The organism is Paenibacillus mangrovi (assembly GCF_022898935.1).
Taxonomy (GTDB): Bacteria; Bacillota; Bacilli; order Paenibacillales; family Paenibacillaceae; genus Paenibacillus_AQ; species Paenibacillus_AQ mangrovi.
Genome location: NZ_JALIRP010000014.1, coordinates 1 through 19,892 on the forward strand (window position 1 = coordinate 1; position 19,892 = coordinate 19,892).

Below are 19,892 nucleotides of genomic sequence, written 5' to 3' on the forward strand. Positions count from 1 at the left end.
CAGAATAGCTCTCGGGATCCAAGTCCCACGGGCAGAAACGTTCGATCCCCGGCTACCGCTATCTTACGACCACACAAAAATGAGGTCCACCAGAAAGATCTGGTGACCTCATAATACGAACGGGCAGGATAGTGGAATAAACAAAGGAATTTATTCAAGATCCGTAGAATTACTTGTAACTCCATTTTTTATTGCTCCACTTGTTTTGATAACATTGTTAAAAATAGGCATGGTTTGACTAACTGTGGAGGGGCATTCGACCCTTTCAATGGGGGAAACGATTTGAGAAAATATAGTTTACTATTATTTGACTTGGACGATACGATCCTAGATAATTCCTCATGGTTTAACGTTGGACTCATTAAAACTCTTGAGATGCATTCTGTAACTAGAACACTTGACGCATCTGCGTTCCTAGAACAAATGTTGCATCCACCGAAAATGATTATGGAGCCATTTAAAAGACGCGAGCTTTCTCCAGAGGCATTCAAGAAAGCTCGATGGAGTCATGCTTTGTCCTATTTCAATGTCAGATCTGATGCAATACTCATTGATGAAATTGATATGCTTTTCATCAAGACAAGTATGGATTACGTCTGCGCAAACGAATCAATTTTCGCTTTACTCAAGGATTTAAAACATTACTATGAAGTTGGAATTGTTACCAATGGATTATACGATCCTCGATTAAAAATTCAGAAAATGGGATTGGCAGAAGTGTTCAGTGATGAAACCATATTTCACGCAGAAGAATTAGGCTATCGCAAACCAGATCCACAAATTTATGCTGTTGCATTAGGGCAGTTTGGCAAAAAGCCCGATGAGACGCTCTTTATTGGTGATTCTTGGACTCACGATGTAGTTGGTCCAATGGAAGCTGGGATAGACGCTATCTGGGTTAACCCAAAGGGATTCCCTCAAACTACAAATCATAGTCCAGTAGCAATTGTACCTGATGTTACAGAGATACGGCGCTTATTACTCAATTAATCGAGAATTACGCTCATTAGTTGGAACAAGACCTTTAATTTTAGCTGGTTCGGTAGTAATCATTCAAAATGATAACTATCAAATTTTATTACAACATCGAAAAGACGGGAATTGGGGATTACCAGGCGGTCTTATGGAGCCGGGGGAGTCATTAGAGGAAACAGCAGCTAGGGAAGCATACGAGGAAACTGGGTTAACCTTAAATTGTTTAACCTTTTTGGAGCTGTTTTCTGGTCCAGAACTTTATCTAAAACTCAAAAATGGAGATGAACTTTATTCAGTAACAGCAATGTATTTTTGCAATGATTACAGAGGAGAATTGGTAAGCGATCCAACTGAATCACACGAGATACGCTTTTTTGATATTCACGATCTTCCGAGCTTGAATCCTACAAATACTATATACCTTTCGAAGTATTTAGAATCAGAGCTACTTCGAAAAAGGTAAACTCACCTGTTCAACTAACGAGACACGATAGCACAATACACACCTATGACGAAGCTGCCGACACGACCGGTGGCTTCATTACGTTAACGGGCAGTATAGTTCGATTATAATAAAATATTCTCAGGTTACTTTTTGATTATTTTGATACTATTGAAGGAATAGGGGAAACCGGAGATGTCATTGAACTTTTTCCTTTATGGGTTCCCAGATCATATTGCCACAAGGAGGCGTTGTGTAATGAAAACAGCTTTCAATCCTGGATAATATTATCGAATTCTCCCTGTCACACGAATAATGATGAAGGAGAGGGTCGAATGAAAAAAATGATTGAGCAGTACAGCCGAGACTATGCGCTGCTGCGAGAAGCCGTCGAAGGATTATCTGAGGAAGAGCTACGTTTTCAACCAACACCGGGCAAGTGGAGCATCCATCAGATTGTGATCCATGTGACGGATAGCGAAATCCTGGCGACACATCGGATGAAAAAAGTCTTGGCGGAGGAAGAACCGCTTCTGCTATCTTTTGATCAAGAAGCCTGGGCGGATAACCTGGGATATGAACGGTTGGACCGCGAGCAGCATCTGCTCCTGTTCCAAATGCTTCGGGCCAGCATGCTGCCGCTTCTGGAAAATCTGAATCCCGAGCAGCTTGAGCGGGTCGGGGAATATCCCGATGGAGCGCGGTACACGTTCAAAGAACTGCTGGAATTCCGCGTCCAGCATGTCCGTGACCACCTCGCCCAGATCGGGCGGGTAAGGCAGGCATATCGGGAGAATAGGGTATAACACTATATGCTAGTTGTGATTAAACTAATGGGACACGATAGCTAAATAAAGACAGTTGAAGGCAGTCGGCTTTTTGATCGGCTGCCTTTTCTCAACTAACGGGCAGATTACGTTAAAGATGTGGTTATTGTAAATGGGTAAGTTATTAACAATTTATGGTAATATTGAGGTAGGTAAAAAGCGATAGCTCCAGGTGGAAATTTTATAATAATCTAATCGACGAGGATCGCTCAGCAGTTCGATATACTCACTAGTAGTTTTGCGCACTTTAGGGGGAATGCACTTATGAGAGTGTGGAAAATGCCAAAGAAGAACGAAATAATGAAAAAGTACATACTCTTCGATCATGATGGTGTTCTGGTTGATACTGAATTCTGGTATTACAAAGCGGGAGAACGCGCTCTGGCTGACATTGGATTTACCTTGGATAAAGATCAATACCTCCGCGACATGACCCAGCGGCCCTGGATTTACAATACAAGGATTACGTGACGTGGCAGACCGGTTCGATCGAATTGCCGATATCTATCGGAGAATGTAGCTGGAAGTGTTGGAATTGGGATGGAGCTAAATATCTAAGGAAACAAATCGCAACGGAACAAGCAAGCGGAATTATTCCCTATCCTCATCAGGCGAAATCTCTGGAAATGGAGTCGGTACGAATCATTAAAGAAGCCTGCCTCCCAAGGTAGGTTTTAAGATGAAATATTATGAAAGGCAGCATACTATGAACGAATTTATCGAAATTAAGGGTGCACGGGTCCATAATTTGAAAAATATCGATCTTCGAATTCCACGGGGTAAATTGACCGTGATAACCGGAGTATCCGGCAGTGGGAAATCCAGTCTCGCATTCGACACATTGTATGAGGAGGGCAAATGCCGTTACCTCATGTTTTCCGGTACGCAGTTCATGGTGGATGCCGCACCGACCTTTGATCAAATCACAGGTCTAGCCCCTACCGTCGCAGTGGAACAGAGAATTATTCGCCAATCCAATCCACGTAGTACGGTTGGAACACGGTCAAAGATTGGCAATATGCTCGCCGTTTTATTTGCTACATATGGCAAGAGAGATCCCAATTACGACGATGGGCTTTCCCTAAGCATAGACATGTTCCTGAGGAACTCACCGAAAGGAATGTGCGTAAAGTGCTTAGGAAATGGAAACGTGTATTCCATTGATGAAGATAAGATATTCTCAGATGGAAGAACACAGTTAAAAGATCTATTAGTCGAACGGTTACTATATCGGGGAGGGGCCAGAAAGAGGTTGGACGAATTTTGTTCTTATCATGGGCTGACTGTAACGCAACCGATTCATACATTGAGCAATGAACAACTGTTAGCTTTAAAATATGGAGACCATGGAAAGACAAGTTTTCAGGGTGTCATTCCATGGCTGTTGAATGGATTTAAATATGGTGAAATTAGCGGTAGGCAAAATGGCATTTTATCTGAAGCGTACGGTAAGAAGGAACCGTGCAACAAATGTGGAGGAGCTGGCTTGGGTGAACAGGCAATGCATACAACAATAGCCGGAAAAACCATAACAGATCTGGAGAATATGTATATTAAAGATTTGAATGATTTTTTGACAAAGGAAAAATCCGAGTTATTCGGTATGACACTTATCAACGAGATTATTCTTAAGCTGGATTGTATGATTGATGTGGGCCTTCACCATCTTTCATTGTCGCGACCTGTCCCAACATTATCGGGAGGTGAAATACAACGCTTGTTTCTCGCTTCCTCTATCATAGCTCAGATGGATTCGATCATCTTTATATTCGATGAGCCGACCATTGGTTTGCATGAAATTGAGAAAGCAAAGCTCATTCAAATCATTCAAAATCTGGTTAATCGGGGGAATACGGTAATCGCTGTTGAGCACGATGAAAATTTTATGCGCGCTGCAGATTATATCATTGATCTAGGACCTGATGCTGGGATTTACGGAGGTCACCGTATCTTTCAAGGCAGCTTCGACGATTTTACGACCTGTGAATTATCGAGAACCGCACCATATCTAGCCGATCAAAGAAAGCTGCAAGTAAAGACGACATATTCTAAGATAAACCAGGAAAAAATGCTGACGATTGAAAATGCATGCCTACATAATCTTCGTCACTTAACTGTACAAATCCCCCTCGGTGTAATGGTAGGGATCGCAGGAGTATCGGGCAGTGGAAAATCGAGTTTTATCTCAGGGACCTTGGTGCCTAAATTAAAAGAGTTTCTTACAATTACAGATGAAGACGAAGAAACGGTATTTTTGTCCGATGTAAGGGTAAGTGGAATCGAACATATCAAGAAATGCTTCGTCATTGATCAAAAACCCATAGGAAGAAGCAGTACCTCTTGTCCGGCTACCTACACGGGGATATTCGATCGGATCCGAAAGATGTTTGCAAGCACGTCTGATTCGATAGAGAGAGGATATGGAGTAGGTTTATTTTCACTGAACTCCGAAGGTGGATGCCGTCAATGCAAAGGTGATAGAGTGATTCGATATCATGTGGGTTTTGGGAACTATATCGAACAAAATTGTGACGCTTGCGGAGGAACAGGCTTTATAGAAGGAGCCATGGAAATAACGATTGAAGGCAAGAATATACGGCAAATCCTCGAAATGAGCGTATCGGAAGCGATAGATTTTTTCGGAAATGAGGAAAGTGCCGCATATGATAAGAATATCTGTCATATACTCCTTACTCTTGAACGAGTAGGACTAGGGTATATTAAGCTTGGGCAGCAAACACCGACCATTTCCGGCGGGGAGTCTCAAAGGATTAAGCTCGCTAAAGAACTTGGCAAGCAATCCGGTAAGGATCGTTTGTATATCCTCGATGAGCCTACAACCGGCTTATCATTTTCAGATAGTGAAAAACTAATCAAGCTGATGCTGGAATTAACTGAGAACGGGAATTCGGTAATTGTGACTGAGCATGACCCCGCAGTGTTAAGCAATTGCGATTATATTATAGAGTTGGGCCCAGGAGGCGGCAGTGATGGCGGGTTTATTATTGCGATCGGATCTCCAGAGCAGTTGAAAAGAAACGAAAAATCGATTATCGGCAGGTATTTGAGATGAATTTAGAGTGGCAATATTCCACGCCCCAGGCGGAAGGCATGGATGCGGAGATGTTAGACGGCCTTGATTATTTTCTTAAAAAAAAGAGATATCGGCTTGTCAACAGCGTCCTTGTTGTAAAAAACGGAAAAATTGTATTTGAAAGATATTACAACAAATATAATGAAAATAGCAGAAATAATATTAAATCGATATGGAAAAGCATTCTTTCTTTACTAACGGGGATTTGTCTTGATAAAGGCATGATTCGAAGCCTGGACGAGCCAATCGGCGATTACTTGCCCGCGTTTCAAACGGGTGTCCATCCTTATCATAAGGCAATAACGATTCGACATCTTCTTACCATGTCATCAGGAATTTTCTGGAACGGCGGCGTTCATTATCATTGTCCAATGGTAGAGCAAATGAAGCGGACGAGGGATTGGATCGCACATGTTGCAGATGTTGCGATGAAGGACTATCCTGGAAGCAGCTACGTATATAAAGAATGGGATGTGCTATTGCTATCTGCTGTTATTGGAAATGCTTTCGGAAATACATCTTATGAACTGTGTGAGGAGCTTTTATATAAGCCTTTAGGAATAACGAGTGGAAGATGGGCTGAAAGCCCTTGTGGTGTTTCGTATACCGTAATGAAAGGAGAGGAACATTCTGATTTATCTGCCAGAGATCTTGCGAAGATAGGATTTCTAGTTCTAAACAACGGCATTGTAGAAGGCGAACGGATTGTTTCTGAACATTACATTAAGGAAATGCTAAGGCCAAACGATAACAACAGCTCATATGGATATTTGTGGTGGATACTGGAAAATGGCTATGCATGCAGGGGATTCGGCGGTCAAGAGATAAATATTCTGCCTAAACAAAACATGATAACAGTTATCCAGGCTACCCCAACTCCATCAAGCAAAATTTATGGAGATATTCATAAGGAGATTCTTGAGAAATCTGTTGTTTGATCTAGCATAAATGGCATTATCGATCAAAAACCCATAGAAATAGGCAACATTGAGTGCATTGGGCTCTATAGAGGAGACCAAGATTATATTCCTCTGATGTCAACAATCTGAGCCCCATAAATGGGGCTTTTTTCTATGCTAAAATGGACTAGCGTTAGCGTCCCTCAAGGGTTAATCCTGGAAAGACAGTATAGGAATTCATTACTTCTTTCCCTTTTACCCAAATGCCATCGATTAGATACACACCTTTCTTATCAAAAACATCAATATCTAATTGAAGCTTCTCAATATGATTCGGAATTACCTCCATATTGGAGAACTTTACGACTTCCACACGGAATTTATACCTGTAGGGATCTTCTAGTGTGCCGATATATTTCGCATCGACAATGCGGTAATCAATGATCTTGTCTTGGATCTTCGATATGATGGTTTTCGGGTCTACAAAATCACTTTTGAACGTTGGCGTTACCAAATCAGCGTAACCTGTTTCTTTAGTGTCATAGTAGTTAAAGTACGAATGAAATAAATTACGAATATCGATGATATGAGTATTGATAAAATTTAAGTCATCGTTCCAAATATCTGGTTTCGAATTAATGATAACAGACTGAGCTTTAGCATTCCATTGGACACCCGATCCCAGTGCCTTCGAAATCGTACTGATGGGGACGAGGACACGCCCTTTTTCATTTTTGGGTGCAACATCAGTTGCAACCTCTTTACCGTCGACGATAATTTTAATTTTACCAGTCGCCGCAAAAACAGTGCCGCACAATAAGATTGAAATCATAAGAACGGTAAGCCCAATAAGAAATTTATTCTTCAAAATGAAATCCCTCCATTTTTTCTTATTCTTTTAAACGTCATACTACCTGAAAATGTTATGAAATACACATAATTTTGTTGTAAGACTACAAGATCCCAACATCGCCGAAATGAATCTGAATTGTTATGGCTGCGACCATCATATGGCAGCGGTAGGTTATTATACATGGGTGCATGAACGGTTCTATGAGCAGGAGAAGCGTTCAACGGACTGCAGCTCTGCGAGACATGTGTCGTCGATGCTGTGAAGCTTTCAATTCAGGAAATGAAGAGAAGCATAAGTTGTTTGTGAACATCAGCTTTTTTTATAATTTGTAGTTGGGGTGTAAGACGACAAGAACATACATCGTTTGCCGAAAAAGACAAGAACATGTATGGTTAGCCGTAATTGATATGGAGCGTTAGCCCGAGAACATATATAGTTAACCGATGCACTATTGAGAATTGATTTAGGCAGTAAAAAATATTGCGATGTAATACATAATATTTTTTGTATATACGTGGCTTTTTGGCTCCCTCTGGTCTAATTAATTGTAAATCAAGAGGAGGTTTTCACCATGTCAGGAGGGCAAAAGTGAATAATGTAAAGATGGTCAATAAATCGTTTCAAACGTGGATATAAGTATATTCCCTAGCTCTATTCGGTACGATTGATTTCTTATTCAGATGATGGGGCTTAACTAGGATTACATACTTGTTCTTTAGGCTAACGGACACTATAGCTTAATAAACAAAAAGAAAGGGCTGCCGTAAGTTATGATCGGTAGCCTTTTCAACTAATGGGACAGGATAGTTCAATGAAAACTATGGGTGATTAGTGGTTAAAATGTTGGTCCTAATCCTTTGTCTGCATATATCACCATTTTTTATTGACTGTATGTTCAGTCGTAAATTATACTTGCTATAGCAGCTCTGGAAGAAAGTTGTAGTAAAACGGGTGGTCCCATACATAAATGAAACTCTTGCTTACTTTAAACAAGGAGTTGCAGACCGGTTTCATATAACCAAGAAGGAGGAAGAAGCATGGAATTACATTATAACGTACAAGGATCTGGCGATCCGATTGTTCTCCTACACAGCCCCGGAGTGGATATGAGGGTATGGAAGTTCGTCGTACCGCAGTTAGCGCATACGAAAAAAGTTATCACCTTTGACGGCCGGGGAACGGGTCAATCGCCGTCGCCTACGAAACCGCTTGATCTTGTACATGATTTGCTCATGCTGCTCGATCATTTGGGAATAGAGAAAACCGTTCTCGTCGGTCACTCGATGGGTGGGCAGATCTCCACAGATTTTAGCCTGCTGTATCCGTCCAGAGTGGAGAAACTTATCTTAATCGCTCCATCACTGACAGGCTTTCAATACTCCTCTGAATTTACATCCTGGATGGCACAGGTGAACGCGGCTGCTCCTGATGTCGAGAAGTTGACGAATCTTTCGTTGCAAGGGCCTATTTACAGCGTCACGATGTCCGGTCCGCACTGCGATTTTTTATATGAATTGACTCATCATTACATGAAGAAAGTATTCACTGAATGGAAGAACTTCGAAGTGATATGGCCGCAACCACCTGCGATCGAAAGGCTGCATGACATTTCAGCAGATACGTTGTTTATCAGAGGGACGGTGGAGTGGGCTGACATCGACCGGGTCGGAGAACTGTTTAAACAGGTGCCTTCAATCCGCTTCGTTACAATCGATGATGCGGATCATATGGTGCCCTTGACCCATCCTGATGAGCTTTCGCGACAAATTCAAAAATTTATTGAAAACGAGTGATTACACCATGCCACGAACCCCGGAGGCGAACGATAAGATCCGGCGGGCTGCTAGTGAGAAAATATTAAAGGCGGCCATGCAATTATTTATGAAGAAAGGCTACCATGCCACCTCTATTGATGATGTAGCTAAAGAAGCGAACATCTCAAAGGGTCTTCTATACAATTACTATGAAGGAAAGGAAGGATTATTGGCTGCGATGGTTGACCTTCGCATTGAGGAGTTGATGACCGTTATGAATGCAGCCATATCCAAAGTCAGTCCCGCAGCGCAAATCCAGCATCTCATAGAGGGTGCGATGGATAATGTTCAACAACAACCTGACGTATTCCGGTTCTATCTCCATCTGTTTACCCAGCCCATGCAAGACAAGGTGCTCGCTAAATATACGGGGAAACTGATGGCCGCGTACGATAGCCAATTCCACGTACAATGCAAGATGTTCGAAAATCTGGGTGTTCCCGAGCCGCGCAAGAGATCCGTGCATTTGTCGTCGACGCTTCAAGGCATCATGCTGATGTACTCCACTTATCCGAACGGATATCCTCTAGAGGAAGTCAAAGTACAAGTGATTGCGGATTATTGCCAATAACCAGGTTTTCGTTTTAAATCTATTAATGTTGCTAACATTAGAAGAATACTTGAATGCTAAGTGATTACGCTAACGGGACACGTTAGTTGAATAGCACATATTATTGAGCAGGCTGCCGAAGCCTGCTTTTTTTTGTTAAGCTAACGGGCAGTTTAGTTGAAGATCATACTCGGTGAACCGTACCCTAAATAAGGGCAAGTTTTTTTAATTGAATTGCTTGGTTTAGATGGGTTTTGTTATCTTTGGGCTTATCGTGGAGAGAAAAGTGTCAAATCTGTCAGTGCTGTCAGCTCGGTGGAACAGACGCAACTGTTGCAATTTTCGGTTTTCTCGTCACAGAACATGTGAAACAAACCCCAAGTGTCATATTGGTATATAAGCACTCCTAATATAGCTTAATGGAGTCGTCACGTATGTCATACTGGATATAATCCCACACGTGGATATATACCAAAAATTGCTTGAAGCGGTTTTAAGCTAACGTGAAGTTTAATGCAGATTAGTTGCAAAAATCAAGAAGATCGCCACACCATATCGGGCAGCGATCTTCCAACGTTTTACTTGCAACAAACTAATCAAGATGTAATGCAACATTACTTATGAGTTATTACTACTTCTCATTCCTCCAAGAATAATGCTATACCCATCTGGATCTAAAATTTGAGCATTTACAAAGTCCCAGCCACCCCCTGAACTTTCAATTGGTTCCATTCCAATCGTGCCGCCTTTTCCTCGTACCTCATCAACGATAAGAGCCACATCTTCCCATGGCGTATGAACGAAAGTATCCCAGGGTTCATCCGGACCTTCCCACGTATCGGGAATACCTATAATTTTTGCGGAGAGGGCATTGGGTCGTACATCATGCGGTGATACTGCCTGCTGTAAAATCACTTCCATTTCGCCGCGTCTTGCGTACCCCCAGTTGTTCACCTCATCGCATCCTAATACGTTGCTGTACCATTCCATTGACTTCTTCAAATCGGAGACAAGGCGTACTTGATACGTCTTTTTAAATATAAATTGTTTATCGTGATTAATTTGTTCTTCTGTCTGAGGACGCCTCGCGCTTAAAACCAAGTTGTATCCGTCCAGGTCAGACAAATGAGCTTTCTTGTAAGTATGACCTCCATGCGAGTGCTCAAAAGGTTCAATCGCAATGTTACCACCGTTGCTGCGAACTTCCTCGACAATGTAATCTAGATTTTCCCACTCCACGTAAATCAACGAATCCCAACCATAATCCGGGCCATCCCATTCTGTAGGGTAATCGGTGTGCTTCTTCGGAACAGAGTTTGGACGAATATCCTCCGGTGAAGCAGCCTGTAATAAAATCATTCCCATGCCTTCCCTTGTTGCATGGCCATATCCGCTAATGTCGTTACATTTCAACACATCGCGAAACCATTCCTGAGACTTTTTAACATCAGATACTAGACGTACTGGGAACGTTAATTCAAATTTCCCTTTTCTGGCCGCATCTTTAAAATCCAAAATTCACAGCTCCTTTAGCTTGAATTTATTACCATTGTACCTATTCGTTATATTTGTATAATTTCCTCTAGAACGATAGTTGAACAAGCGAGATCAAAGAAATGGTCATCCTGCACAAGGATGGCCTTAAAAATTGCCGTTACAGACAGCGTGGTGAACCGTACCACAAGTAACGCAAGTTTTTTGGAGAATCAAATGTGCTTTAGCAGGGAAAATGTGGATATTAATCGAAATGTTATTTTTATACGATTCAGAAACCGAAAGGAGAAACGAAATGAGCGAACTAGGTGTTAAAGATAACACGTGTAGAGTGGTCAAAAGAGGATTCTTAGCAGTTGGAACAAGGCATGAAGCGAAGTATTCAGAATACCCAACCGTAATTCCGCAATCATTTGACTCTTTAATAAGTCGTATGGAGGAAATCCAAAATCGAACTGGTGAAAAATTGGCTCTATACAAACCAGGTAATTATGCACCCGATAACCTTGGAACCTACTATACAACCGCTCAAGTCACAGAGATTGGTTCTATTCCACAAGGAATGGTAAGCCAGACCACTCCTGTGTGCACTTATGCTGTCTATACGCACAAAGGTGAGATTTGGAAAATAGGTGATGCTTATGGTTCTCTTAACCGTTGGATTGATGAAAATGGCTACAAACATAGTAAAGGTTGGGTAGTGGAGTTGATGGACGAAAGATTTAATCCGACTTCACCTGAAAGTGAGCTAGAGATTTATACGCCAATCGAAGAGAAATAGTCGACGAAAGAGGAGTGACCCTGCAAACCATCGTTTGTGGGTCTTTCTACGTTCTGGCATGAATCAATACCTTTGTTTATTCAACTAACGGGACACGATAGCTTAAAAATTACCGGCATAGATCGACAGCCACGTTGCGCTAACGGGCAGTATAATGTCGCGATACCCAATATATGGTATTATAAAAAATGAAATCAATTTCATGTTATATGGGGATTGGAGATGCTTGTGAAATGGGGGGATTTCTTTGGTAGATGCATATTTGCCGCCAAAACATCAGATTTCAGTGTCGGCACTCATTGAGAATAATGAAGGTGAAGTTCTGTTAGTAAAGACCCATTGGCGCTCAGATACGTGGGAATTCCCTGGTGGAAATGTAGAAGAAGGTGAATCACTTGATGATGCAATTACTCGTGAAGTCCTTGAAGAGACTGGAATTCTGATACGTCCCATTGGTGTAACGGGAGTTTATTACAATGAAACAAGTAATCTTTTATCGGTGGTATTTAGAGCAGATTTCATTGATGGCCAATTAAAAATTCAGCCAGAAGAGATAATGGAAGCTATGTTTGTAAGGTTGACAGTGAGCAACATAGAACAGTACATTACTCGACCTCATATGAAATCACGATCATTAGATGCAATTCGGAGCAAGGGGTTCGTACCATATGAATTTTGGAAGACAAAGCCGTTTCAACGGATTTCCCGCTTAGACCCTCACGGTGTACAACCTGAAGTGTAGCACCCAACTCCTTTAAGCTAACGGGACACGATAGCTCAATAAAGACATTTGAAGGCAGCTGGCTTTTGATCTGTTGCCTTTTCTTAACTAACGGGCAGTTTGACGCAACCATTGCTCTGAATTTAAAGGGGAATGGAGTTAATTGGAGAATAATTTGAAAAGAAGCGGCCGATAAAGGATGGGAAATATATTATGGTCACAGCAGTTATAGAGGTAGTTACAATTCATCCAATTCACAAGCATGCCTTCACTGTATCTGAACACCCAGAGGGACAATTACATCATATTGGAGACGCATTAGGTTGCGATTGTGTAATTGAGAAATTTGAAGACGGATGGATGAGAAAGTATAAAAATGACGGAAAGAATAATGAAGACTGGTACGGGTGGAACGCTGAAGTTCTTGCCCCATTTGATAGTATAGTAGAAGCAATATATATTAACCCCAACACTAATAACCCAGGGAGCTATATTGAATCTAGAGCAAGTAGTATAAGGTTTTTAAGGAATGATGGTGTGAGGGTAATGTATGCCCATATTAAGGATATAAATGTGTCGGAAGGTGAATCTATAAAGGCAGGGGATATAGTCGCTAGAGTGGGGAACAACGGCTATTCTAGACATCCTCACATTCATATAGGAGCCTGGAAAGGCAATACACCTCTTCAAATAAGATTTGATTTAAGGGAAATGGGGAATCACCTTAAAGAACTAACTGATGAGGGGTATTATCTTTAGAATTGAAGCAGTGAACAAATCCACCCAAGATTATCCATTCAGCGTCCATTTGATCTCGCAGACATGACCGACCCATCCTGTGGCAATAGTACCGTCCTGCAGCATGATATCAGTAAAGTACACCTCTCCGGCGGATCCTCCTAGAATGTATCCTGGAATATACTCTAATCTGCCGCTTTTAAATGGAAATAAGGTGTAAACCTCAGATTTGTCACAAGAAGCTTGCTACGAAACCTACCTGGGCTATAAATTAACCGTACAGGCACAGTTGGGACTTCGCCTACATAGAATGAACAAACCGCACTTGTGAACATGAGGTCACCCGGAGGAAGATGCGACGCTCTAGTCATTCAGCAGGAGGTGTCATCATTTCCTGGATTTTTCAATCGCGCTCGCGAATTGTACGAGTTGGTGCGCTGCTGCGAGAAGCCGTCGAAGGATTGTCTGAGGAAGAGCTACGTTTCCAACCTGCACCGGACAAATGGAGCATCCATCAGATTGTGATCCATGTGACGGATGACGAAATCCTGTCGACACATCGGATGAGAAAAGTCTTGGCGGAGGAAGAACCGCTTCTGCTATCATTTGATCAGGAAGCCTGGGCGGATAACCTGGGATATGAACGGTTGGACCGCGAGCAGCATCTGCACCTGTTCCAAATGCTTCGGGCCAGCATGCTGCCGCTTCTGGAAAATCTGACCCCCGAGCAGCTTGAGCGGGTTGGGAAATATCCCGATGGAGTGCGGTACACGTTCAAAGAGCTGCTGGAATTGCGTGTCCAGCATGTCCGTGACCACCTAGCCCAGATCGAGCGGGTAAGGCAGGCATATCGGGAGGATAGGGTATAACACTCTATGCTAGTTGTGATAAAACTAACGGGGAACGAAAGTTGAGGAGCTTGCTTGGTAGCAGCTCCTTTTTACTTGTTGAAGTAACGGGCAGTTTAGTGCAACAATAACAATCTAATTACGTCATATATTGGGAGGATAAATAGACAAGAAACTCACTTAAACATGTCTGTTCATCTTCAAGAACAAATGGAAGGGGAAATGTTATGAGCAAAAAGTTTGCTTTATTTTTGCTTGTATTAATAACAATTTTAAGTGGATGTCAACGCCCTCCAAAAGCTGAAATTGTTCAAATATCAGAAGAACAAGCCAAGCTCATAGTTGAGCAATATCATAAGAAAAATAGCAATTATAACATATTTGGCGCAATAAAAATCACTTCGATAAAACACTTTAATAATGAATACGAAGTAAAATGGGAAAGAAAAAGTAATTGTGAGAACGGGACAGATTATGTAAACGACAAAGATGGGACTATGGGAAACAGTGTAGTCTCTATCTGCTAAAAGCAGTATATTCGATTGAACGGGACACATTAGTGTAAGGTAGAGTATGAAAATGGAGGGGAAATGTGATGATGTGGGCGTCTGTCCTCATATTCCTGATGGTAACGACATTTTGTTTCATTGCTATGTACAAGATTATTGGAATAATTCCAAAGATCAATAAGATAGCTGCAAGTATGTTAGCCTTAATATTTACGGGTGTTATCGCTTATGAATGGATAAATAATATAGCAAGAAATCTGTTTACTCCTATGCCCTAATTCTTATATATCAAATATGAGATTCAAACAATCAAACATATCTTATGTTGTTAAACTAACAGGACACGATAACTCAATAGAAGGCAGCCGAAAAATGGACGAACTATTGTTGAGTCGTTGGTATATTATGACAATTGGCTCCTGACATTAACTAAGAATTGTTCCATTGAAGTGTTAGTTACATGGAGGTAATAATAATGAAACTTGGCCGTGATTTGGTAATTCGACTACATAATAGGTCAGATACAGAAAGAATAGTAATGATGATTAATCGGGATCCATTTCATATGTTGAACGGATTAACGGCTGGAATGTTTGAGCAGGATTTAGATGAACCCGGGGAAAGAATTCGTGATAACACGTTCGTTGTAGAGCTTGGACAGACAATCGTCGGTTATTTTTCGTTGTGTTTCGTTGAACAGGATTCACAGATCAAAGTCTATTGTTACGGAACAGTGGATGTCGATTGGCGCAGGCGCGGGATTGGTACTGCCATGTTTAAGTACATTTTCACTCGGCTCGAAGGCATCACAAGTCAGGAGTCAAAGCCGATTCAATTTATTCATCGGGCACTTACAAGTATTCCTGGAGAAACCACCATTGGCTTGAATTTTGGAATGCAGGAGCAGAATAGCTTAGAGATTTTGTGCTTGAAAGACTTGAATGACTTGAAAATATCGAATCTACCATCCGAATTTCAATTTCGTTCACCAAGGCTTGATGATGCTGAAAGTTGGGCTGATATATACAATGATGCATTCGGTGGGAATAAAAGTATTGAGAGTGTCATTCACGAGTTTCAAGGGGCAGAATTTTCTCCAAATCTATATATGATATGTATCCACGAGACGGGGATTCCTGTTGGTCTTATTTGTTCGACTATTAGAGGAACTCATGCTCGAATACCGACTATTGCCGTTAAGCGTGAATGGCAAAGGCGTGGTCTAGGTGAAGCCATGTTATCCGAAATATTACAGCGACTGAAAGATTCAGGTGCTTTCGATGTTCGATTAAGTGTAGAAAGTCAGAACGGCTCGGCTAAGTTGCTGTATGCCAAATTTGGTTTTCAACAGGAATATCAAAGAATTCATTATGTTGCTTTGATTGAAAAAGAAGAAGTGCTGGAAGGCGGGAATGTCAGCAAGGTTGTACGAGTAGGTGATACTATACGCCGAAGTGATAATCACAATCCATATGTGAATGATCTTTTGATTTATTTGAAAAACATCGGGTTTGATAAAGCCCCACATTTTCTTGGTATGGATCAACAGGGTCGCGAAATACTTACTTTTATCCCGGGTGAGGTCCCCGGAAATGACTATCCTGATTTAACGCCTTACATGTGGTCGGATGCTTCACTCATAGAAATAGCGAAATTACTGCGGCAATATCACGATGCAACAAGAGGTTTTGCTTCTGAGGCGAGGCCCCAAAATGCTTATCCAGATCCAGCGATCAATGAAGTCGTTTGTCATAACGACGCCGCACCATACAATATCGTCATAGAGACCAGCATCCTGTGGCGTTGATCGATTTTGATATGGCGAGCCCGGGCCCTCGAATTTGGGATATCGCGTATACACTCTACACATCCGTTCCGCTCGCCAGCTTCGAGCCAACTCTATTCGATGCAACGACGGTTCTTTATAGTCCTGATCTTCATGCTGGAAATCGGAGCCGGCGAATTGCTTTGTTTTTTGAAAATTATGGCATGGAAATCCCGGATAATCTGAAACAGTGGGTTATTAAGCGCCTTCAAGCTTTGTGTACTACCCTCTCGCAAGGCGCTGCCGATGGGGTGGAGGCTTTTGTGAAAATGGTTGATGATGGTCACTTATCACATTATGAGGATGAAATTAAGTTTTTGACTTTACATTTCGACGATTGGTCAATGGGTCATACAGCAGCAGAGCATCATTCTGACTGTGAATAGCTAAAATAAGTGTATAGTTGATTAAACTTATTCATTGCCTATATCCGATACATTGCGCGTGATATCATTACCACATATCAGGTGCGCAACTGATGATTAACATTTGTAAATGTAAAGGAGATATAAATATGAGTAAAGACAATATCATAAAATCCATGCTTTCTGATCAGGTAAGTATGACACCAAATGGATTTCTCGCAGATGAATTAAGCCCAGTTCAATTTGCAGAATGCTTCGAGTTGTTTTTTGACAAGATTTTAGAAATAAGTAGATCGGATATAGCGGGAGTAGAGGGTTATGGTGAGTTTAATGAGGATTGTAAAGCAGAGTATAGCACCTGCAAGGAATTTCTAATTGACACATTTGCAGAAGACAAAGAGGGGTATTGGTTTAATTGGAGGGAAATGTTCGAAACGACGGTTTTAGAACGTGAATTCTTCGAGAAATACTTTAAGGAAATGGAGGGCAGAATTCGTTATTGTGAAGGAAAACGTTATTTGGTTAATAATAATACCTTTTTCGAGATTATGATTACCGATGGGAAAACAATGGTCGGTTTCCCAGACTGGAGCAGATCCGGTATATGCGATTTCCTTTTAGATTTTGCCATTTTGGACTTAAATAAGCCTTACTTGAAGATACCGGAACTGTTAGCTGAGTATTGCAGTAAAAGGGATATCGTCATACCGGATTTTAAAGAAAGATTCTTATGTATGGCTTATTATAAGGGAATCGATACCTTGCGTTGGCATGCATCGATTGATGACACGGAATCCTGCATGTCCATCATGAAATCCATCAGTCAACTGAAGGATCGAATAAACGCCTTATAAAGGGTGATCGTATGAAATATGATAATGCCAGTGATATATTACCTGAGGAGCTATTGAAAGAAATCCAGAAATACGCGGCCGGGAAACTTCTTTATATTCCAAAGGGAGAGGAAAAAAAGGCTTGGGGTGAGACCTCCGGTTACCGAGATCAACTGCAGAAGCGCAACCTCATGATTCGCAATAAGTATGCACATGGAGTTACGGTTTCGGAACTTGCGGACGAATACTTTTTATCCTTGGATTCCGTTAAAAAAATCATTTATTCGAAGAAGAACGATAGACATTTAACATATGCTCCGACTTTGGAGTCAGCTGTAGATTATGCGAATGGCGGGATGCTTGAAGAATGGATCCAATGCTATTTGCTCCTTACCCGAAAAGTTGCTCCAAGTTTACATGATTTTATGAAAGAAGAGCATCTATATTTTGGCGTCGTTAAGTTTCCCTTGCGTCTCATCCAACCTGATGGAATATCACTAGGGGAAGACTGTGCAGATGAAGCAGTTGACCACACAGCTACTTTTCCACCGCTCCTTATTCAGTACAAAGAAGGCAAATTTTACTGCATCGAACAGAAGGAAGTATTAGCTGCACTAAAACATCGCAAAGTAAATGCTTATCCAACTGTAATTGTCTTAAAGGATACTACGGATTATAAAAGGTTCATGAAACACTATGGAAACGTATTATTTTTTATTAAGGATGCATGATTTGCTCGAAAGGGCATTTTTCTCCGCTATTTTTCGGAGCTTGCCTCAGCCAGATTGAAGCTAAAAAACGAAGGCAGCCAGTGGCTGCCTTTTCCGCACTAACTGGAAGTATAGTTGGATCTTATAAAAGGAATATTCATCTGCTTCGCGAATTCTTCAATATCAAGTGGTTACTTGTGAAGTACGTAACTCCGGTTTAAATCTGTTTATTTAGAAACAGGGATCGGAAACTTATCCATTTTATTTAGAAAAGGAAATAAAAAAATGAATCTGACAGAACAATATACTAAGTTATTAATTAATGCAGAATTTCTACTTATGGCCTATCAGGAGAAAGTGAAAAATAATGAGTCTTATAAAGAGGGACAACGGGTTATTGATATATGTAAAGAATGGATAACAAATAAAGAGATATCCGCTGATGATATATACGAAACTATTGATTCCGAGGATGGATACGATATCGTAGAATTTAGTTATTTGGAAGGGATATCTCAAGAAGAATCATATATGTGGGCTTTATTAACTGATATTGTATGTGCACTGTGTAGTTTGGCTTATCAAATGGAATATCAAAAATATGTACCACAGGTCATAGAAGGTATTAAAGTTGAAAAAATCGAGGATTTCGTTATATTCCTTAATGGAAATATGAAGGTATATGAAAACATAAAGGAGTGCGCAGAGTATTTTGCTGAAAATGTTTGTTATTGAAACGAGAATTTAGTATATGAACGGTATTGTTTATAATGGAGCAATACGAGATGGCCCGCAGCATCGGATAACACCATATCTATGCTGCGGGCGTTGCCCTTGGTTCGCAGCCTTATTTTGCAACCTCATATCTTCATTACCTAGTGAGCTTGAAGCAGAGATTAAGTCCGCGGGGTTTGGGTCAATTCTAAGCCCACATTTGTTAGGGATAGGGAAGAAGATTTGATTGGAATTCGAGAATATTTAAACTTCACCTCAATAAATTAAAGAAAGGATGTTTCCGATGGAACTTCAAGAAATCAATCGGAAATTAAAAGAAACAAGAGACGAATTACTAAGAATTCTCAATGGATTGAGTGGAGATCAATTAAACAAACGGAAAGACCTACACGGTTGGAGTATTGGCCAGGTATGTCAACACTTAAGTAAAACAGAAGAATTATATGTCTTAGCAATAAAGAGAGGGTTAAAGAGCAATGAAGATTCATTTATAGAGAATAAACCATTAGATTTTCTACTTGATAGAAGTAAAAAGTTAAAAGCTCCTGACATTGTTACACCAACGGATGAAATTTTAGAACATCAAGAAATCATTGGAAAACTAAACAATTCAAGAGCGAAGTTATATGAAATATTAAACACGATCGAAGACCCAGCAGTGCTGAGTAGAAGACAATTTACGCACCCAGTCTTTAAAGAGATGTTATTAATTGAATGGATTAAATCACTGTACTTGCATGAACAAAGACACATTAAACAAATAAATGAAATTAGAAATGAATCTATGTAAGGCGTTACATAATTGATAAAGGCAGATACATTAAAAAGGGGAACAAGGGGAAATGTCCAATTGCATATTTGATCAACATTATGGGAGGT

At 40.9% G+C, this 19,892-nt stretch carries 22 protein-coding genes; 19 read left to right on the top strand and 3 right to left on the bottom strand.

Features of this window, described 5'->3' with window-relative positions:
- The coding region (locus MUG84_RS23720) for a hypothetical protein (RefSeq protein ID WP_244729816.1) at window positions 1-185 on the bottom strand (185 nt) is incomplete at its 3' end.
- A gap of 97 nt (window positions 186-282) precedes the next feature.
- On the opposite strand from MUG84_RS23720, the gene MUG84_RS23725 reads away from it, so the two are divergent.
- From MUG84_RS23725 to MUG84_RS23750, 6 genes are all read left to right on the top strand, one after another.
- Window positions 283-990, top strand: a complete 708-nt coding sequence (locus MUG84_RS23725; RefSeq protein ID WP_244729827.1) for an HAD family hydrolase — start codon at window positions 283-285, stop codon at window positions 988-990.
- Window positions 956-1,438, top strand: coding sequence for an NUDIX hydrolase (locus MUG84_RS23730; RefSeq protein ID WP_244729831.1), 483 nt, complete (start codon window positions 956-958; stop codon window positions 1,436-1,438). The genes MUG84_RS23725 and MUG84_RS23730 overlap by 35 nt, the downstream gene beginning before the upstream one ends.
- Window positions 1,439-1,752: 314 nt before the next feature.
- A complete protein-coding gene (locus MUG84_RS23735) occupies window positions 1,753-2,223 on the top strand; it encodes a DinB family protein (protein WP_244729833.1) in 471 nt (156 codons plus the stop codon).
- Window positions 2,224-2,508: 285 nt separating this feature from the next.
- Complete coding sequence (locus MUG84_RS23740; protein WP_244729835.1) at window positions 2,509-2,715, top strand: HAD family hydrolase; 207 nt, start codon at window positions 2,509-2,511, stop codon at window positions 2,713-2,715.
- 208 nt (window positions 2,716-2,923) lie between these two features.
- Window positions 2,924-5,317, top strand: a complete 2,394-nt coding sequence (locus MUG84_RS23745; RefSeq protein WP_244729837.1) for an excinuclease ABC subunit UvrA — start codon at window positions 2,924-2,926, stop codon at window positions 5,315-5,317.
- Entirely contained in the window at window positions 5,314-6,276 is a 963-nt protein-coding gene (locus MUG84_RS23750) for a serine hydrolase domain-containing protein (RefSeq protein ID WP_244729840.1), read from the top strand. Before MUG84_RS23745 ends, MUG84_RS23750 begins: the two co-directional genes overlap by 4 nt.
- 154 nt (window positions 6,277-6,430) lie before the next feature.
- Here MUG84_RS23750 and MUG84_RS23755 read toward each other — a convergent pair whose 3' ends face one another.
- The gene (locus tag MUG84_RS23755; RefSeq protein WP_244729843.1) at window positions 6,431-7,105 is read right to left on the bottom strand and encodes a stalk domain-containing protein; all 675 of its coding nucleotides are present in this window, start codon (window positions 7,103-7,105) and stop codon (window positions 6,431-6,433) included.
- 1,022 nt (window positions 7,106-8,127) lie between these two features.
- Between MUG84_RS23755 and MUG84_RS23760 the strand changes: the two genes are divergently transcribed.
- A complete protein-coding gene (locus MUG84_RS23760) occupies window positions 8,128-8,883 on the top strand; it encodes an alpha/beta fold hydrolase (RefSeq protein WP_244729845.1) in 756 nt (251 codons plus the stop codon).
- Window positions 8,884-8,890: 7 nt separating this feature from the next.
- Window positions 8,891-9,475, top strand: a complete 585-nt coding sequence (locus MUG84_RS23765; RefSeq protein WP_244729848.1) for a TetR/AcrR family transcriptional regulator — start codon at window positions 8,891-8,893, stop codon at window positions 9,473-9,475.
- Window positions 9,476-10,072: 597 nt separating this feature from the next.
- Here the strand turns inward: MUG84_RS23765 and MUG84_RS23770 are convergent.
- A complete protein-coding gene (locus MUG84_RS23770; protein ID WP_018759834.1) occupies window positions 10,073-10,969 on the bottom strand; it encodes a VOC family protein in 897 nt (298 codons plus the stop codon).
- 274 nt (window positions 10,970-11,243) lie between these two features.
- Between MUG84_RS23770 and MUG84_RS23775 the strand changes: the two genes are divergently transcribed.
- The 11 genes from MUG84_RS23775 to MUG84_RS23825 all read left to right on the top strand — a co-directional run bounded on the left by MUG84_RS23775 (window position 11,244) and on the right by MUG84_RS23825 (window position 19,803).
- Complete coding sequence (locus MUG84_RS23775; protein WP_244729860.1) at window positions 11,244-11,729, top strand: GyrI-like domain-containing protein; 486 nt, start codon at window positions 11,244-11,246, stop codon at window positions 11,727-11,729.
- A gap of 247 nt (window positions 11,730-11,976) precedes the next feature.
- Window positions 11,977-12,471 carry an NUDIX hydrolase gene (locus tag MUG84_RS23780; protein WP_280521481.1) on the top strand — a complete coding sequence of 165 codons (495 nt, stop codon included), beginning with the start codon at window positions 11,977-11,979 and terminating at the stop codon, window positions 12,469-12,471.
- Between the two features lie 192 nt (window positions 12,472-12,663).
- Window positions 12,664-13,209, top strand: coding sequence for a M23 family metallopeptidase (locus tag MUG84_RS23785; RefSeq protein ID WP_244729862.1), 546 nt, complete (start codon window positions 12,664-12,666; stop codon window positions 13,207-13,209).
- 332 nt (window positions 13,210-13,541) lie between these two features.
- Complete coding sequence (locus MUG84_RS23790; protein WP_244729864.1) at window positions 13,542-14,057, top strand: DinB family protein; 516 nt, start codon at window positions 13,542-13,544, stop codon at window positions 14,055-14,057.
- Window positions 14,058-14,263: 206 nt separating this feature from the next.
- Window positions 14,264-14,563, top strand: a complete 300-nt coding sequence (locus MUG84_RS23795) for a hypothetical protein (protein ID WP_244729879.1) — start codon at window positions 14,264-14,266, stop codon at window positions 14,561-14,563.
- Window positions 14,564-15,020: 457 nt separating this feature from the next.
- Complete coding sequence (locus tag MUG84_RS27540) at window positions 15,021-16,352, top strand: GNAT family N-acetyltransferase (RefSeq protein WP_342346142.1); 1,332 nt, start codon at window positions 15,021-15,023, stop codon at window positions 16,350-16,352.
- Window positions 16,343-16,756, top strand: a complete 414-nt coding sequence (locus tag MUG84_RS27545) for a hypothetical protein (protein ID WP_342346143.1) — start codon at window positions 16,343-16,345, stop codon at window positions 16,754-16,756. Before MUG84_RS27540 ends, MUG84_RS27545 begins: the two co-directional genes overlap by 10 nt.
- A gap of 128 nt (window positions 16,757-16,884) precedes the next feature.
- Window positions 16,885-17,589 carry a hypothetical protein gene (locus MUG84_RS23810; protein WP_244729881.1) on the top strand — a complete coding sequence of 235 codons (705 nt, stop codon included), beginning with the start codon at window positions 16,885-16,887 and terminating at the stop codon, window positions 17,587-17,589.
- Between the two features lie 11 nt (window positions 17,590-17,600).
- Complete coding sequence (locus tag MUG84_RS27550) at window positions 17,601-18,299, top strand: CD3324 family protein (protein ID WP_342346144.1); 699 nt, start codon at window positions 17,601-17,603, stop codon at window positions 18,297-18,299.
- 264 nt (window positions 18,300-18,563) lie between these two features.
- Window positions 18,564-19,013, top strand: a complete 450-nt coding sequence (locus MUG84_RS23820) for an Imm6 family immunity protein (RefSeq protein WP_244729883.1) — start codon at window positions 18,564-18,566, stop codon at window positions 19,011-19,013.
- A 283-nt stretch (window positions 19,014-19,296) separates the two neighbouring features.
- Entirely contained in the window at window positions 19,297-19,803 is a 507-nt protein-coding gene (locus MUG84_RS23825) for a DinB family protein (protein ID WP_244729888.1), read from the top strand.
- Window positions 19,804-19,892 lie beyond the last annotated feature (89 nt).

Excerpts from the sequence above, each read along its gene's own strand:
- MUG84_RS23730 (WP_244729831.1), top strand. The coding sequence starts at position 956 with ATGTTACAGAGATACGGCGCTTATTACTCAATTAATCGAGAATTACGC.
- MUG84_RS23735 (WP_244729833.1), top strand. The coding sequence starts at position 1,753 with ATGAAAAAAATGATTGAGCAGTACAGCCGAGACTATGCGCTGCTGCGA.
- MUG84_RS23740 (WP_244729835.1), top strand. The coding sequence starts at position 2,509 with ATGAGAGTGTGGAAAATGCCAAAGAAGAACGAAATAATGAAAAAGTAC.
- MUG84_RS23745 (WP_244729837.1), top strand. The coding sequence starts at position 2,924 with ATGAAATATTATGAAAGGCAGCATACTATGAACGAATTTATCGAAATT.
- MUG84_RS23750 (WP_244729840.1), top strand. The coding sequence starts at position 5,314 with ATGAATTTAGAGTGGCAATATTCCACGCCCCAGGCGGAAGGCATGGAT.
- MUG84_RS23760 (WP_244729845.1), top strand. The coding sequence starts at position 8,128 with ATGGAATTACATTATAACGTACAAGGATCTGGCGATCCGATTGTTCTC.
- MUG84_RS23765 (WP_244729848.1), top strand. The coding sequence starts at position 8,891 with ATGCCACGAACCCCGGAGGCGAACGATAAGATCCGGCGGGCTGCTAGT.
- MUG84_RS23775 (WP_244729860.1), top strand. The coding sequence starts at position 11,244 with ATGAGCGAACTAGGTGTTAAAGATAACACGTGTAGAGTGGTCAAAAGA.
- MUG84_RS23785 (WP_244729862.1), top strand. The coding sequence starts at position 12,664 with ATGGTCACAGCAGTTATAGAGGTAGTTACAATTCATCCAATTCACAAG.
- MUG84_RS23790 (WP_244729864.1), top strand. The coding sequence starts at position 13,542 with ATGCGACGCTCTAGTCATTCAGCAGGAGGTGTCATCATTTCCTGGATT.
- MUG84_RS23795 (WP_244729879.1), top strand. The coding sequence starts at position 14,264 with ATGAGCAAAAAGTTTGCTTTATTTTTGCTTGTATTAATAACAATTTTA.
- MUG84_RS27540 (WP_342346142.1), top strand. The coding sequence starts at position 15,021 with ATGAAACTTGGCCGTGATTTGGTAATTCGACTACATAATAGGTCAGAT.
- MUG84_RS23810 (WP_244729881.1), top strand. The coding sequence starts at position 16,885 with ATGAGTAAAGACAATATCATAAAATCCATGCTTTCTGATCAGGTAAGT.
- MUG84_RS27550 (WP_342346144.1), top strand. The coding sequence starts at position 17,601 with ATGAAATATGATAATGCCAGTGATATATTACCTGAGGAGCTATTGAAA.
- MUG84_RS23820 (WP_244729883.1), top strand. The coding sequence starts at position 18,564 with ATGAATCTGACAGAACAATATACTAAGTTATTAATTAATGCAGAATTT.
- MUG84_RS23825 (WP_244729888.1), top strand. The coding sequence starts at position 19,297 with ATGGAACTTCAAGAAATCAATCGGAAATTAAAAGAAACAAGAGACGAA.